The 14,841-nt window shown below is 61.3% G+C and carries 14 protein-coding genes and 1 tRNA gene; 2 read left to right on the plus strand and 13 right to left on the minus strand.

The features are described from left to right. Positions 1 to 261: 261 nt before the first annotated feature. Both B0G82_RS00955 and B0G82_RS00960 read right to left on the minus strand, forming a co-directional pair. Positions 262 to 2,190 (minus strand): ATP-binding cassette domain-containing protein, encoded by a 1,929-nt coding sequence (locus tag B0G82_RS00955; protein WP_121306381.1) that lies wholly within the window; start codon positions 2,188 to 2,190, stop codon positions 262 to 264. 180 nt (positions 2,191 to 2,370) lie between these two features. After that, positions 2,371 to 2,772 carry a DUF4399 domain-containing protein gene (locus tag B0G82_RS00960; RefSeq protein ID WP_121306382.1) on the minus strand — a complete coding sequence of 134 codons (402 nt, stop codon included), beginning with the start codon at positions 2,770 to 2,772 and terminating at the stop codon, positions 2,371 to 2,373. 353 nt (positions 2,773 to 3,125) lie between these two features. On the opposite strand from B0G82_RS00960, the gene B0G82_RS00965 reads away from it, so the two are divergent. Together B0G82_RS00965 and B0G82_RS00970 are read left to right on the plus strand one after the other, a co-directional pair. Continuing rightward, positions 3,126 to 3,317, plus strand: a complete 192-nt coding sequence (locus B0G82_RS00965) for a rubredoxin (RefSeq protein ID WP_007175738.1) — start codon at positions 3,126 to 3,128, stop codon at positions 3,315 to 3,317. Positions 3,318 to 3,826: 509 nt separating this feature from the next. After that, positions 3,827 to 3,901 (plus strand) — tRNA-Arg (locus tag B0G82_RS00970). A 152-nt stretch (positions 3,902 to 4,053) separates the two neighbouring features. Here B0G82_RS00970 and B0G82_RS00975 read toward each other — a convergent pair. The 11 genes from B0G82_RS00975 to B0G82_RS01020 form a co-directional block, all read right to left on the minus strand. Beyond that, positions 4,054 to 5,442, minus strand: a complete 1,389-nt coding sequence (locus tag B0G82_RS00975; RefSeq protein ID WP_121306383.1) for a hypothetical protein — start codon at positions 5,440 to 5,442, stop codon at positions 4,054 to 4,056. 114 nt (positions 5,443 to 5,556) lie between these two features. Further along, positions 5,557 to 6,558 (minus strand): hypothetical protein, encoded by a 1,002-nt coding sequence (locus B0G82_RS00980; RefSeq protein WP_121306384.1) that lies wholly within the window; start codon positions 6,556 to 6,558, stop codon positions 5,557 to 5,559. A gap of 133 nt (positions 6,559 to 6,691) precedes the next feature. After that, positions 6,692 to 6,868, minus strand: a complete 177-nt coding sequence (locus tag B0G82_RS39945; RefSeq protein ID WP_199730044.1) for a hypothetical protein — start codon at positions 6,866 to 6,868, stop codon at positions 6,692 to 6,694. A gap of 40 nt (positions 6,869 to 6,908) precedes the next feature. Further along, positions 6,909 to 7,211, minus strand: a complete 303-nt coding sequence (locus tag B0G82_RS00985; RefSeq protein WP_121306385.1) for a hypothetical protein — start codon at positions 7,209 to 7,211, stop codon at positions 6,909 to 6,911. Continuing rightward, positions 7,208 to 7,696, minus strand: a complete 489-nt coding sequence (locus B0G82_RS00990) for a glycoside hydrolase family 104 protein (RefSeq protein ID WP_121306386.1) — start codon at positions 7,694 to 7,696, stop codon at positions 7,208 to 7,210. The genes B0G82_RS00985 and B0G82_RS00990 overlap by 4 nt, the downstream gene beginning before the upstream one ends. Beyond that, positions 7,683 to 7,940, minus strand: coding sequence for a hypothetical protein (locus B0G82_RS00995; RefSeq protein WP_121306387.1), 258 nt, complete (start codon positions 7,938 to 7,940; stop codon positions 7,683 to 7,685). Before B0G82_RS00995 ends, B0G82_RS00990 begins: the two co-directional genes overlap by 14 nt. Further along, positions 7,937 to 8,269, minus strand: a complete 333-nt coding sequence (locus B0G82_RS01000; protein WP_121306388.1) for a hypothetical protein — start codon at positions 8,267 to 8,269, stop codon at positions 7,937 to 7,939. The genes B0G82_RS00995 and B0G82_RS01000 overlap by 4 nt, the downstream gene beginning before the upstream one ends. 2 nt (positions 8,270 to 8,271) lie before the next feature. Then, positions 8,272 to 10,218: a glycosyl hydrolase family 28-related protein gene (locus B0G82_RS01005; RefSeq protein ID WP_121306389.1), complete on the minus strand. Its 1,947-nt coding sequence runs from the start codon at positions 10,216 to 10,218 to the stop codon at positions 8,272 to 8,274. A 39-nt stretch (positions 10,219 to 10,257) separates the two neighbouring features. Further along, positions 10,258 to 11,892 (minus strand): phage terminase large subunit, encoded by a 1,635-nt coding sequence (gene terL / locus B0G82_RS01010; protein WP_347236533.1) that lies wholly within the window; start codon positions 11,890 to 11,892, stop codon positions 10,258 to 10,260. Continuing rightward, positions 11,873 to 12,190 carry a hypothetical protein gene (locus B0G82_RS01015; protein ID WP_206751605.1) on the minus strand — a complete coding sequence of 106 codons (318 nt, stop codon included), beginning with the start codon at positions 12,188 to 12,190 and terminating at the stop codon, positions 11,873 to 11,875. Before B0G82_RS01015 ends, terL begins: the two co-directional genes overlap by 20 nt. Positions 12,191 to 12,234: 44 nt before the next feature. Next, positions 12,235 to 14,841, minus strand: a complete 2,607-nt coding sequence (locus tag B0G82_RS01020) for a hypothetical protein (protein WP_121306392.1) — start codon at positions 14,839 to 14,841, stop codon at positions 12,235 to 12,237.

The following is a 14,841-nucleotide window of genomic DNA, read 5'->3' on the forward strand; positions in this document are numbered from 1 at the left end:
ACAACGGGGTTAGGTGGGGTGCCCGCCGTGCGGGCAAACTGTTTGTCGCATGGCTTCCCGTTGGCGCGCTCGACGGCGGCTCGAAGCCTGTCCCGCATATAGCAGGGCGGGCAACGTCGACGCTGGTGCGAACGCCGGGGAAGCCTGTTCGCGGGGTATTTTACTGATTTCGATCCACGCGGCAATTCACACTGCACGGGATTGGCCGTCTGGATAAGGGACGGTGGCGGCGCGGTCCAATCCCGCGCCGCCCCCCGCACCTCATTTGCGCCGCTTTTCCAGCTCGTCCCAGCGTTCGAGCGCGACCAGCAGTTCTTCGTCGATCGCCGCATAGCGCTCTGTCAAACGCGTGCCTTCCTGCGCGTCTTTGGCGAACACGGAGCCGTCTTCGAGTTGTGCGCCTATCGCTTTCTGCTCGGCTTCGAGCGCGGCGATTTTTTCCGGCAGCGCATCCAGTTCGCGCTGCTCCTTGAACGACAGCTTCACGGCGCGTTGCGGCGCATTGCGGCCCGCGGAAATGTCTTTGGCCACGGCCGTGTCTTTGCCCGCTTCTTTCTGTGCGTCCAGCGCCATTTGCTGCGAACGGTCGCGCTGGATCTGCCAATCGGTGAAGCCGCCGACGTACTCGCGCCACTTGCCGCCGCCTTCCGACGCGATCACCGAGGTCGCGACGTTGTCGAGAAACGCGCGGTCGTGGCTGACCAGCAGCACCGTGCCGTCGTATTCCGTGAGCAGCTCTTCGAGCAGTTCGAGCGTGGGAATGTCGAGGTCGTTGGTCGGTTCGTCGAGCACCAGCACATTGGCCGGACGCGCGAACAGACGCGCGAGCAGCAGACGGTTACGCTCGCCGCCCGACAGCGACTTGACCGGCGAACGCGCGCGTTCCGGCGCGAACAGGAAGTCGCCGAGATAACTCATGACGTGCTTCTTCTGGCCGTTGACTTCGACCCACTCGCTGCCCGGGCTGATGGTGTCGGCGAGGCTCTTTTCCAGATCGAGCTGCGCGCGCATCTGGTCGAAATACGCGACCTGCAGATTCGTGCCGATGCGTACCGTGCCTTCGTCCGGCGCCAATTCGCCGAGGATCATCTTGAGCAGCGTGGTCTTGCCCGCGCCGTTCGGACCGACAAAGCCGATCTTGTCGCCGCGCATGACCGTGGCCGTAAAGCTGTCGACCACCGTGCGCGCACCGTAGCGCTTGGTCACGTCGGTCAATTCGGCGACGATCTTGCCGGACTTCTCGCCCTCACCGACATCGAGCTTGACGTTGCCCAGCACGTTGCGGCGTTCCGCGCGCTCGTTGCGCATCTCCACAAGCCGCGCGATCCGGCCGACGCTGCGCGTGCGGCGCGCCTCGACGCCCTTGCGGATCCACACTTCTTCCTGCGCGAGCAGCTTGTCGAACTTGGCAGCTTCCACTTGCTCGATTTCGAGCTGTTGCGCCTTGCGCGTTTGGTATGCCGAGAAATTGCCCGGATACGAGAGCAGACGCCCGCGATCCAGTTCGACGATGCGCGTGGCGACGCGATCGAGAAACGCGCGATCGTGGGTAATGAAGAGCAGGCCCGCGCGCAGCGAGACCAGCAGGTCCTCGAGCCAGCGGATGCCGTCGAAGTCGAGGTGATTGGTCGGCTCGTCGAGCAGCAGCACGTCGGGCTGTACGACCAGCGCGCGCGCCAGCGCCACGCGCTTTTGCATGCCGCCCGACAGCGAGCCCACCCGTGCCTCGCCGTTCAGGCCGATCTGTTGCAGCGTGGTTGCCACGCGCGTGCTCCAGTTCCAGGCGTCCGAATGATCAAGCGACGATTGCAGCGTGTTCATGCGCGACATGAGCGCATCGTGCTCCGCGCCTTCCGGCTCGTCGGCAAGCTGGTTGGCGACCGCGTCGTATTCGTCCAGCAGCGCGCGGGCGTGCGTGAGGCCGGCGGCGACCGCGTCGAACACTGTGTCGTCGGTATCGAACTCCGGCTCCTGCGGCACGTAGACCGAAGTCAGGCCCTGCTGACGCGTGACGAGGCCGTCGTCAGGTTTGCTCAGGTCGGCGACGATCTTCAGCAGCGACGACTTGCCCGCGCCGTTGCGGCCGATCAGGCCGACGCGTTCGCCCGCTTCGAGAGAGAAATCCGCGTGATCGAGCAACGCGACGTGACCGAACGCCAGTTGGGCCCCGGTAATGGTGTAAAGCGACATGGAGAATTGGAGAAGACAGCGATGGGTCGGAACTGCCCATTGTACCGGGCGCGCGAGCGGGTGCCCGTATGCCGGAAGAGATAGATCGAATGGCCGGCTTGCGGACCGCGAACAAGCCCGGTGCGCAGGGTCCAGAAGCCGGAGCACGTCGGCACGCGCCCGGCTGTCCGGTGCAGCGGCTTACTTCACATGCACCGTGATGGTCTTGCTCATTTCCGGACCGTACGACCGATGGGCGCCGTCGCCGAACTGCAGCGTCAGCGTGTGGTCGCCCGGCGGCAACGTCAGATCGGTTTCGGTCTGGCCCTTGCCGAAGTGCAGCGACTTGTCGTTCGCGGGAATGACCTCGCCCTTGGGCAGCGGCTTGCCGTCCACCAGCAGATGATGATGGCCCGTGCCTTCCGTCATCGTGCCGGCCGGCGCGATCTTCATGCCGTCGACGCCGAACACCACGTGGACGGGATTGCTGACGGTCGCGCCGTCCGCCGGCTGCACGAACGACACGCTGGCGGCCTGCGCCGCGGCGGATACCGCGAGCAATCCGGCCAATGCCGCACCGACCAACCATTTGTGCTTGAACATCGTTTTTCTCCTTTTTGGGAAACGAGAGTCACGCGCGGGATATGCCGGCGACGACGGCGCCTCGATTGGCCTGAGTGTCCTGAGTGGCCTGAGTGGCCTGAGGCCGATCGTCGCAGTTCATGTCAAGCGCGCCGGCGCGCCGGTCCAAAAGATCAGCTGCGGATCAGAGCATACACGCTGTGTATGACCGGGTTCGTCAAGCGTGTACGGCCGTGACGCGGGCGCTCTGTGGCGTTGCCGCATCGGGAGTTTTCTGCCGGATTGACGAATTCCGGTAATATTGCGGGTCGCCGCCGTGCCCAAAAAAGGGGCAGACTGAGCGGGTTTTGCATTGAACTAGAGAAGAGTGCGTCGTGAGCGAAGTAATTGAAGTGACTGAATATAAGAGCTGGGTCTGTCTGATTTGCGGCTGGATCTACAACGAGGAAGAAGGCCTGCCCGAAGAAGGCATCGCACCGGGCACGCGCTTCGCCGCGATTCCCGAAGACTGGCGATGCCCGCTGTGCGACGTGGGCAAGGCTGAGTTCGCCGTCGTGGAGTTCTGAGGCGGATTTGTCGGATTGCCGGCACGCCTTTTTACTGTTTTGGTTCGTTGCAGGCGTTGGAGGTTCGTGCGGCCCAGCAGGCGTTGACTGCTGGGCCGTTTGCTTTGTGGGACGGCTTTGTCGGGGCTAGATCTGAAGAAGTGGCCGCCCTGTTCCGTGAGCACCGGTCTCGACCTCGCTCGCCGCGTCCGGGCTATTGCGGCGTCTCTAGATTTAATCGCATTTTGTTATACTCTGCCCTCGCTGGCGTACTTGAGCACGCCAACAACTGCCGACTGGCAGGACTGAAGCCATGTTTTACCTCGTTCCGAACTGTTGCAATGCCAAGCCTCGTTTCGTGGCTACAGGGTCACGCAGTAGCGAAACGGTAGCAAAGACTGCTGTAAACTGGCTTCGCGGGCTGTCACGGCGCTTCATTTAGGAAGAAGCAGAAAAGGCCGGAAACGCCCACGGGATGAGGCCGCAGCCAGTAGCAGCAAGGGCTCAGTCGTCCCATTGCAGATATCCATCTCCCTGTAGTTCAATGGATAGAACAAGTGCCTCCTAAGCGCTAGATACAGGTTCGATTCCTGTCAGGGGGACCAGCCAGTAAAGGCTTTCACGAATCGACGTGACGCGTTTGTGACAAATGGCGTTGAAGGTCGGTCCTGAGCAGGTTTTTGAACTGGCATCGTAGCGCGGCTATAATCCCGCAAAAAACGGGGCGCCTGCCATGACACCTACTTCCAAGAAACCATCAATTCGCACCGGCGTATTCTTTGCGCTGCTCGGCGTCGGCTTTATCGTCATCCTTCGAATGATTGCGCACGCCCCTCCAGGCGGCTTCTAGCATCGTCACGGTGAGCAACACCAGCGCGAGCGACGCCGAGTAGTTACCGCCGATCAGGTGCTTCTGCAACTCGTGGAAGCCATCCCCAAGTGCCATTAGGTATTGAACCGCGCCCCATGCGACGAAGAACAGGCCAACCCGCGCCAACGGCCCTAGCCTCCTGAGCGCGATCATCGATACCGCAGCGAGCAACAGCGACAGGATATTGCCGTGGTGGCTGTATATCCGGTTCCACAACGTGAAGGGCGGCAGCGTCGAGAACGCCGGTCCGGATTCCATGTTGAGACCGATGTTGTCGATCAGAACCGTATTGCCGCGCTCGAATGCATAATCGATCATGTGCAGCGCGATCTTCGGGTGAGCGGCGACAAGGCGAGCCGTGTCCATATACGTCGCGTGCGCGCGCGCCACGCACTCAATCCCCTTCTCAGTAAAGCCGCTCACGAAAACACAGTCGGTCAGGACAGGCTTGCCGCCAATGGTAGCCACATCGATACCCCCGTCATCCTTCATCACCTTCAGCGCGCCGTAATACAGGGTGTGGAACTGGTTGACGCCCTTGAACTCGCCGAACTTGGCCGGCAGGAATGCCAGCATCGCGGCAACCAACACCGCAGCGCCGAGTTTCCAAGTCGCCACCTTGCCGCGAAACGCCGGGAAAATGAACGGTGCGGCCACGATCGGTAACGGGAAATAGGCCGTCTTCGAAAGCGCGATGAACCAAACCAGCAGGAACGCCGCCGCGCCATATCGCATGCGCCGGGTCACCGCGACCAGATACAGCAGCCCGGCCAGCGCCGGAAACAGGATGATGCCGACCTGTTCCTCATAGAAGGAATTCAGGAATGAGGCGAAGTTCGCGCACAGGATGACCGGCGTGACGCAGATCAGATAGGCCCATGCAAGGCGCGCGGAGCCGTGGCGACGCAGCAGGACGAACAGCCAGAAGAAGCCTGCCAGATAGGCCAGGCGCCCCGGCAGCGAGCCGACGATGACCGAATAGACGTGCGGCGTACCGGTCACGATCGCGGAAAAGGCTACCTGAAATGCGAAACAGATTTTCTCGGTCGAGAACGAGAACAGATGCGTGACGTTCGACAGACCCGGATACAGAATCCAGCGGTCGCGCCACATGCTGAAGAACCGGCGCGGCCAATCCGGGCTGTCGCCGGCCGGCACGTCAACCGCCCACCCGAGCGGCTTCGCGATCAGGAAGCCGTACGTCCGGCTGAAGTCGCCGTTGTCAGCCATGCCGGTGAACAGATGGAGGGAAAACAGCGCGCAGACGCACGCCATGTAGACCACTGCGGCACGGTTTGACCTCGCCGCCTCTCTGATTATTTTGAACACGATGCGACCCGGTAAGGAACCCGGGCCGATTGTAACAAAGTGATTACCCGGTGTTTCCGATTAGCGCACCCGGCGCGCGCGGATGATGCCATCAGAGGTCAGAGTAGACACTGCAAAACCAGAATTCACGACTAGGAAGATGGTGGTGGTGGACGCGATGCTCAATCGAAGAGTAGGCGCATTCAGAATCTGCGGCTGACCTGTGGTGAGAGACGAGTTTAGCGTGGTGGTGGTGCCGGGACCGCCAAGAGTTGCCGATGTCGTATTTACAGCTACGGAGATCGTCGATACCGTCGTCGTCCCGGCCGGAGAAAATCGAGCACTGCCAGTCACGTCCCAATCCCCCGCTGTCAGCGAGATCGACGTCAGATTGGCCGGTGTACCAGCGGTCAAACCGGTGGCGCCGACAGCGGAAGATACGAACTCTCCAATGCTTCCCGCCTGAGCGCTGTCGTTGGTCGCGGTGCCCTTGACGCCGATCGCTGAGTTCGGCGTAATGAGGCCAGAGAAACTCACCGCCCCGCTCGCCCGATTCACTACCAGGGGGCTGTTGATGAAGCTACCCGCATCGCTAAACGAGTTGAGAGCAAAGTTGCTGCCGGTGTTGGAGCCGCTTTCCGCCGTGCCGTCATTTGTCATCGACCAACGATTCACGCCTGTGTTGGTCCAGATCAGCCCCCTGGTGTTCGTAGCGCCGACGTAGTTGAAGGTCAGGTTGCCCGTATATGTTGACCCGACCGTATTGGCACTCGTCGCGAGACAGGTGAACCCGGTCCCGCTCGTGTACTGAAGCGCGCTCGTCGTCGTGCTGCAGCTCGGCATAGCCACAGCGGTCGGCGAAGCGCTCGAAGCTGTAACGTTCGCGACTACAGTGTTTGCGGCCTGCGCGGCGAGCGCGGTTGCGGCGACCTTCGACCATGCGGGCGGTGTGCTTGCGCCGGTCGAGACGATCGCCTGCCCAGCGGTCGAGCCGGCCGGGTTCAGCAACTGGATCGGATTGAGCGTCGCGGCGAAGACCGACGACGAGAGCGCGAGCAGCGCGGCGGTGAGAAGTCTTTTCATGGCAATTCCTTGTAGAATCGATTTAGAGCGAATGCGCAGGCTGATGCGTCGACCGGGCCGATGGGCTTACCAGACGCAAAATGTAGGGCCAATGGCGGGACCCCAATGCCGGAGATCAGCACCGGCCGCTCTCCTACTTCAGTGGTTTCCAGTTGCAGTTTTTGGCGCCGGCCTGATCGTGCGCGAGGATCGCTTTCGCGGTCGCATCCGACAGGACGTCGGTCTTGTCAAGATAGATCGGCTTCACCCAGTCGCATGCCGTATCTACAACGCGCGTCTTCGTGATTACCTCTGGGGGCGGCGTTGTCACGGTCGGGCACGTCTGGCAGGCGGCCAGGGCAAAAAGCGCACTACTTGCGAGTCCAATCCTGAAGTTCATTTCGCACCTCGTCGGCGGGTTGAGCGGCGACCTTGTCGTCGATGTCGGTGCGCGCCGCCGCAGCGTCACTGCCGGCCTTCTGCGCATCGGCGTTGGCCTGCGTCTCTGCGACCTGTTGCGCGGCCACCTGCTGCCCTGCCTGCGCCTTGACGGCATCGGCCTGCGCGGTAGCAGTCTTGGCCTGCTGGTGGCGGAACATGCCGAAGACGATGCCGCCGAGTGCAACAGCGCCACTCAGGAGATACGGCCAGATTGAAGCGATGATTGCGATCACGTCGTTACCTCTCCGCCGGCGCCCTGATAAGCGGCCTGCAAATGCGCCAGTTGGTTTTCGTGCTGGCCATATCCGGCGCCGGGAAGGCTGGCCCACACGTTGGCGCACTTCGACACGGCGAGTTCAAAACGGCCCGAGTCGATATAGGGAAGCGCACCATGCTCCTTTAGTTGCTGGAGCGCATACCGATCCTGCGAGATCGGCGAGAAGTCGCGCAGGAACATTTGCGCCTTATAGATGCGCCACCAGCGATACAGGATCTGGTAGCGCCCGGCCGCCGTCGAATGCAGCGCGGCGTTCAGCACGTTCGGATGATCCGCATAACCTTTGAACAGCAGCGGTTTGGCCGGCGTGCTGCCGACCAAAACGTTGTAGCCGTCATCGCTCAGCGCAAGCAGTTGCGCACCTATCTCGCTGAACGCGATCATGTCGAGGAAGGCCACGCGATTCGCGCCGCCGGCCGCCTGCGCATCAATGCGGGCCATCGTCGCCGCCCTTCGGATCACGCCTGATTGCCGTATAGCGCACGAAGATCATGAGCACGAATGCAGCCGTCGAGACGTAGCGCGCGGTGCCTTGCGGAAGTGCGGACTTCAGATCCGGAGGCACCGCGTTCCACGCATCGATCAGCGACGGGCCGAACGCAGTGACAGCCGCGAAGGCGCCGGCTGCGATCACGGTGCCGCGCTTGTGGAGCTGGCGCCAGTTGTCTGCGAGGGTAATCTTCATCGTGCCCACCTCTTTGTGTCTGGCCGGTTGCCGGCGCTGCTCAGGATTAACTGCTGGGTCAGAGCGTCGATCTTGTTATTCGTGTCCTTGACGTCCTGACCGATGCCGCGAAGCTGCTCTTTCACGTCCGTGCGCTGCTGATCGAGCGACCGCTCAATCTGCGTGAAGTGCAGTTCCTGCTGCTTGTCGTGCTCCTCGAGCGTGGATACGCGGCCGACGAGCGTGTACCACATGACCACCGCTCCACCGACAGCGGCGACCAGGGCGAAGAACAGCGATTGCACGTTGATGTTCGTGTCGAGCCATCGGGCCTTATGCTGGGCATCCATGCTCAGGTCCCCCACCCGTTGAACGGCGTGCCATGAATCGTGAAGCCCTTCAGGCTCGTATGAGCCGGCAGCGTTTCGTGATCATCGACGCCGTAGTTGATGAAGCTCATGATCCCGATCTTGTCGGTGTCGTTCTCGTTCACGTCCGTGCTGATGATCGAGCAATCGTGGAAAACGTGACCACCTGGATACTGGTTGTTGCCAACCGCGTCGAACATGATCCCTTTCGAGCCGCCCACTGCCGGGTAATCGCCGACGAAGTGACAGCGATGGAACGACATCGAATCCGAGAACCGGAAATAGCCTGAGTACGAGCCGGATGCGCTCGTGGTGTCGAAGCGGCAGTTGTAGAACGAGGTGAGCCACGTATCGTTGATCGCGGCGTAGTTTCCATCGACGAAGAAGGCCCGGTGACCGTCGTGCGTAGACGCGCCGAGGATATTGTGGAATTCATTGTTGATGTTGTAGTTGCCGGTCGGCGCATCGCCGCCCTGCAGCCACAGGCCGATCGCTACGTATTGCGACATAACCACATTGCGCATCTGGATGCCGCACGCGGCCGTGTACTTCACGGCCACGTTTGCCTGCAGATTGCAGTAGACGGTCATGTCCTGCAGGTAGCTGTTCGTGATCGCACCAGCGAAATTGATCAACACGTCCACATAAGGCGTGCCAGTCGGCGCCTTGGCGAGCAACTGGATGTTGGTGGGCGGTGGCGATGCACCGCCGAAGCCAGCGCCCTGTCCGATCAGCTTGATGCCGTTCTTCGTCGACTTGACCGTGCCGCCGTTGCCGTCGCCGACGTGGATAGTGTTGCTGACAGCATACTGCTTGCCCATGAACCGGACATAACCGCCACGCGCGGGAAGCGCATTTATTGCAGCCTGGATCGCAGCCGTATCGTCAGTCGCTCCGTCGCCCTTAGCGCCGAACTGCTCGACGTACCAATCAGGCGGCCCCTTCAGTTTGACACGCCGGCCTAGTGCGTCGACGATGATCGACCCGCCATTGTCCAGGCTTGTCGTGTCTGAGGGATCTACATCGTAGTCGCCGCCGGGTCCGTCGAATGCGGCGTAGTAGCCGTTGACGGAAAAGGACTGGAAACGCGGGTCGGTGTTAGCCCGCAGTTTGGCAATCGTGGGAACGGTCCTGCGAAGGCTCGCGCCCCAGATCAGTTCATCGTCGCCGACGCTATTCTGCGCAGGCTTGCCAATCGATAGCGTCGTACCGGTGCGCACATATACACGCGAAATCCCGGTCGGGATCGGCGTAGGAAACGTCAGAGTTGTGCCGCTCAGCGAAAAGTCGAGTTGCGGCGACGCGTCCCAATACACCCAGCAATTTGCCGCGTTGATCGGCGCGCGCGACAGCGTGAGGGAGGTCGATACGTCCGGCGTGAAGTCGGTCCCAGCCTTGAATCCCGGGTTTCCGTCCGAGCCTTTTTCGAAGCGCATGTCGCCGGCGCCGATCGACGCGGACGGCGGCACCATTTCCTGATAACCACTAGCGTCAAATCCGAGCAGCATCCCGGCACGATCGGCCGCCGGCGGCAATGTCCCATCAAGCGTGTATTCCGTGACTGGATATTGAATCGCGCGCGCGCCGGCGCTGCTCATGTCTTGCAGCGCCATCCAGATTCTGTCGAAGTCTGCGTTGACCGTGGCGGCCAGCAGATCGCCGTTGTCCTGATAGTCAGTGTCGCGCTCGATCGAGACGTCGCGATAGATGATGATCTTGCTGCCGAGAGCCGGCGGAGCCGCGAAGGCCACAGAACCGCCGCCCGGTGCGCCGATACCGTTCAATGAGATCTGAGAACCGATCGCCTGAAGATCTCCATTGAGCAACGTCTTCAGGTCCGCGCTTTCGATGATGGTAAACGGAAAGGAAAAGAGCGTCGTTACGCCATTCCCCTGGTACGAAATGATCGGAATCTGGACTGGGACTGTCACGCGGCGGCCTCTCTGTGTGGAGCGCCGCCGGTCACGGCGCTACATTTCGAGCGTCACCTCATGAACGCCCGTTGATGGACGCCAATCGTGCGACGAGTCGCCGGTCGAATTCCCGACCAACTTGCCTATCCGCACTGGGGTTTCGAGGATCGCGGACGCGCCAGAATCAATAAAGTCGTCTGGCTGCGTCTTTATCAGTGGGTTGAACTGCTTCATCTGGTCCCAGACCGGGCCGTCGAGCACGTCGACGTGCGCCCAGAGAATCCCGGAGCGCAATGGGCCTTCGAGTCCGCCGAGGATCTTTTCATTCTTGTTGACGGTCGCCGTACGCTCGAGAACGCCGCAATTTAGTTTTCGTTGGCTGATCGCCTTGCGCAGCAACTGCGGCGCGAACGTGCCAACACCGTTCGTTTCAACGTAGATCTGTGGAATCGAGTATCGCTCGATCAGGTCGCATATCTGCATCACCTGGCCGCCGACGATGCTTGCGTTGTTGTCGGCGAATACTGCGTACTCTCCAAGCATGGCTTGCGCGACGTGCCAGTAATAATTGCCTGCGGCATCGTCAAGGATCAGCGACACGGCTGAGTCATCGCTACCTGCTTTGCCGGTCGCGCAGTCCCAGTAGGCGCGCGCGCTGACGATGCGCGCCGCTCCGAGCATCATGCGCATTTCGCGGTTCGCGCGTTCGACGACGGGCTGCACGTCGTACGGCCGGAGCTTTTCCGGGTCCAGGCGCGACTCCGTGACCGGCTTCGAATGAAGCTGGTACTGGCTGTCCCACTCGTTGATCGTGCGCGTCTCGCGCCGCCGCTTCTCCAGTTCGGCGCGCGAGAACCGGTCCGGCCACGCGCAGCCTGCATAGAAGTCGATCAACGCGCCGGGTGGATGCGCAAACCAGACGCGGTTGCCTTCCTCGACGAAGTAATCGACGCCTTCAGTCAGAAGTCGCGCGGGCTTGCCAATGCCGGAAAACACGTACTCTGGATGAAACGGTAGCTGATAACGATCGTCAGTCGCGCTATCGATCCGGTGCTCGCTCTCAAACATGCGGATCGTCAGGCAATCGGCGCCAAGCCTCTCCATTTCGTCGTACAGCGAATCGTGCGTGTGCGGCGTCCCGATGTATAGCTTGCGCCCGCCCGGCACCAGAATGTGTGTCTGCTCACCCAGGCGATAGCGCAGCTTCTCGCGAGCCTCAGGCGTCTGGATATTGCGCGGCACCTCGACGTCATCGTTCTGGCATTCGTCCGCGCGAGCGCTCGTCACGTTCGACAGAATGCCCTTGGCGTACATGCTGGCGTTCCGGTGGTCGGTCGCGCCTATCACCCACCATTGCTCAACCGTTCCCTGATTGGGCGGCAGCAGCCCCGACGTCAGCGGGTGCCGGCGGATGACGTTCTGTGTGTCCCGGCTCGTCTTGTAGGCGGTGCCGTCGGCTTCGGACTGGTGAAGTATCCGATAGGCCGGATCTTCGTAGTAACGCCATGCGTTGTAGACCGCGAGGATCGTTGATTTACCGAAGCCGCGGAAGCAGCGCAGCACTGCGAGATCGCCGCGGCTCTCCAGCCAGTGGCACGCAATGATGTGCACATCCGGGACGGTCCAGCGCATGCGGTCCGCCCAGATTAAATAGAACGCGAGGAAAGATGTCTTACGCTCCACCGGTCGCACGCTTCAGGAAGCCCGCTCGCGACGTGCCGTCCTGAACCTTTTTGACCAGATCGGCCGCCCGCTTCTCTGCGTCCTGGATCCGCCGATCCATTTCAGGCTCACCGTACGGGTCGCGACCGAGCGCGGCCTTATCGTTGGCGATCAACTTGCGGGTCTCGGTGGCGAGCATGACTGTTGCAGCGGCATTCTTCTTGCACCAGTATCGGTCTCCTCTCTCTTCTTTGGTCATGTGCTCACCGGCAGTCCCGACCCCAGGCCAGTTAGCTGGATCGGCTTCGTCGAGGTAGACGTCAATCAAGCTCTCCTCTAGATCCTTGAGACGTTCAATCTGATCCTGTCGCATTATTGCGCCCCCACTGCGGTTGCGAGATTCGGCGCGCGCTGCGGCGACGTCGATCCAGGCTGCCACCAGTAATCGTTGCCGAACTCTCTGTTCGACTTGTTGATGTTCCGTTGCGTCACGCCCGGCGAAACATTCTCCGCGAGATTGTCCCAGATCAGGCGGTTCATGACCGTTTTCCAATACCACAAATTCACCAACGGGAGATTGGACTTTGCCACCTTCACCAGATCGGCGCCAATATGCGTGTCTTTGCCCTCGGATGCGTCGGCCGCATTCTCGGCCAGCGCGTGTACCGGCTGGAATATCGTCGATAGCACCGGGCCGCCGACCAGGCTCGACAGCAGAGATCCATAGTCGCTGCTAGTGAGAGCAGCATTGAGCATGTCGCCCGCGAAACCCGCGCCGCCGCCGGTCGTGAATGCGCGCGTCCAGAACGAAGCGGCGTGTTTCAGGTCGCCGCCTACCGACTCAGGATCTTTTCCGGCCAACAGATTCTTGATCTCGGTCGTGATGGCGCCGATCAGCGTCGTGCTGACGATCAGCGCAGTACCGTATGCCAGCGGGTTAGCAAGCGCCGGCGCGCCATCGACCTTGTAATCGCCGGATCGCCGCATTTCGGACAACCTACCCCAGTGCCGCGTGATCATCGCAATCGGGAAGCTCTTGAACTGCATGAACGTCTTCTGCAGCTCGCCCTTCCACGTTCCCGAGTTACCCGACGCGATCACCTTCGTGGTCAAGTCCGGATTCAGCACGGCGAACTCGCCTTCTTCGCGGATCATGCCGAGCAGCTTCGGCGCGATGTTCGAGGCGTCAGCGTGCCCGGTTCCGTAGATGGAATCTGGTGTCAGGTAATGATTGCCGCCATACTGGCTCGGCTCGGCCGTGTTGACCACATCCCAATCGCCGTTCGTGATGCCGCCGCGCGTCAGCGCGCGTCGATCCCATTCGGTCAGTTCTGCCCATGGCGTTTTCGATATTTCGGCAAGGCCGCGCATCATGTTGGCCTGGAAGCCGGTGCGCAATGCATCCGTCCAGCCAGTCACGCCGCCGAACTTCATAGTCGACGCCGACAGGTTTTTCGCCCAGTCCGTAGCGAGATTGTCTTGCCCCCATCGCGTCATGCCATGCTCGAGGTTTTCGGCGATCAGGCCTTGCGACGACAGCCACGACCGCAGATCCTTCGAGCCCGGCGCCAGCAGACGCGCCGCGGTGCCCAACGTGCGGAAGAACGGCACCTTGTTATAGTTCGCGGTCACGAACATCGTGCCAACGTCACCTAGCGCGGCGAGCAGAGTGCCCTGCAGCTTGATCGCGCCGACTGTCGTCCGGACAGTCTGGAATCGCTTCGCGAGGGTCGGATCGATCGGCGTGTTGGTGTTGCCGTTGACATAGTCCCAATAGGCACCGATCGACGTCGGCCCCTTTTCGAGGATGCGCACCGGTGTGCCGTCGTGCTCCGATGTGCGATCGATCTGCGCCATGATGTTGCGCGTCGGGTTAGGGCCATAGCGCTCGACGAGCGCGATATTCTTGGCCATGCCGGTTACGTGGTCGTTCAGTGCATTCAGCAGTGAACCTTCGCCATAGGCGCGGTTGTAATCCATGTGCGCATCGGCGTCGACGAAGTGCAGGAATCGATGCTCTGAGTTGGCGTTCGCGCGCGCGCCGACCGCGCCGCGCACGGTCGTGATCTCGCGCGGCGACGTCCCAGCGATTTCGTCCCAGATGCCCGGCGCACGTTTCTTGACGTCTTTTCCCTTCGCGGCAATGTTCGCTTCCTGCCACGGCCCACGCGCCTCGCCGGTCAACATCTGGCGCACCTCGCTGTCAGTCATCACGTCGCCATTCTCGTTCAGATACTTCGAACGGTCGAGCAGTGGCAATACGAAGTCAGCCCACGCGCGCCGCTGCACGTCCGAGCCATTGCCTAGCACCTTGGCCTGACTGTGACGGATTGGCACGTATCCATAGCCCACGTCGCCGACGTTGCCGCCGGACGCGTTGAAGCGCTTGCGCATTGCCTCGTTGGTCTTGCTGATCTGCTCGGCTGCCGCTTTCGCGACGTCGTTGCCTGTCGAGCCGTCGGCCTTCTTGTAGATCTCGCGAATGATGTCGCGCTCCATCGCGGGGTTGTCGACGTCGAACGCTCGAGCAAGGAAATTCTGACCTTCCTTCATCGCGTCAATGGCGCCCATCGTCTGGCGCATGTAATCAGCCTTGATCGCGCCGGACATGACATACGCCTGCTCGATGTCGTGTTTTACGACCTTCTGACGTGCATTTTTTGAGTGAGCCTTTTCGGGCTCAGCGTATAGCGCGTCCTCGATCCGGTTTTGCGTTTCAAGCTGCTTCGACACCTGCAGCAGCTTGCGCTGCTTGGCGAGTTCTGCCTCCTGCAACAGTTGCTTCGACGCCCATTCAGCCCCGGCGGCAACGCGTTCGTTGACGGACATGCCGCGCCATGAGTCGATGTCTTTGTTCGCAACAGAGCGCATGCCCGCGCGCACGCGATCTTCGATGTGGTCAAGTTCGGCCTTGGTCAGCGGCTTGCGACCGGCGGCCTCGCGTACCTGCTGCACTGCATTTGCGCATTTGTCATGCAT

The sequence above is a fragment of the Paraburkholderia sp. BL17N1 genome (genome assembly GCF_003634175.1).
In the GTDB taxonomy this organism is placed as follows: domain Bacteria; phylum Pseudomonadota; class Gammaproteobacteria; order Burkholderiales; family Burkholderiaceae; genus Paraburkholderia.

Excerpts from the sequence above, each read along its gene's own strand:
- B0G82_RS00995 (WP_121306387.1), bottom strand. The coding sequence starts at position 7,940 with ATGAAGATTACCCTCGCAGACAACTGGCGCCAGCTCCACAAGCGCGGC.
- B0G82_RS00980 (WP_121306384.1), bottom strand. The coding sequence starts at position 6,558 with ATGAAAAGACTTCTCACCGCCGCGCTGCTCGCGCTCTCGTCGTCGGTC.
- B0G82_RS01000 (WP_121306388.1), bottom strand. The coding sequence starts at position 8,269 with ATGGATGCCCAGCATAAGGCCCGATGGCTCGACACGAACATCAACGTG.
- B0G82_RS00960 (WP_121306382.1), bottom strand. The coding sequence starts at position 2,772 with ATGTTCAAGCACAAATGGTTGGTCGGTGCGGCATTGGCCGGATTGCTC.
- B0G82_RS00955 (WP_121306381.1), bottom strand. The coding sequence starts at position 2,190 with ATGTCGCTTTACACCATTACCGGGGCCCAACTGGCGTTCGGTCACGTC.
- B0G82_RS00990 (WP_121306386.1), bottom strand. The coding sequence starts at position 7,696 with ATGGCCCGCATTGATGCGCAGGCGGCCGGCGGCGCGAATCGCGTGGCC.
- B0G82_RS00975 (WP_121306383.1), bottom strand. The coding sequence starts at position 5,442 with ATGGCGTGCGTCTGCGCGCTGTTTTCCCTCCATCTGTTCACCGGCATG.
- B0G82_RS01020 (WP_121306392.1), bottom strand. The coding sequence starts at position 14,841 with ATGCATGACAAATGCGCAAATGCAGTGCAGCAGGTACGCGAGGCCGCC.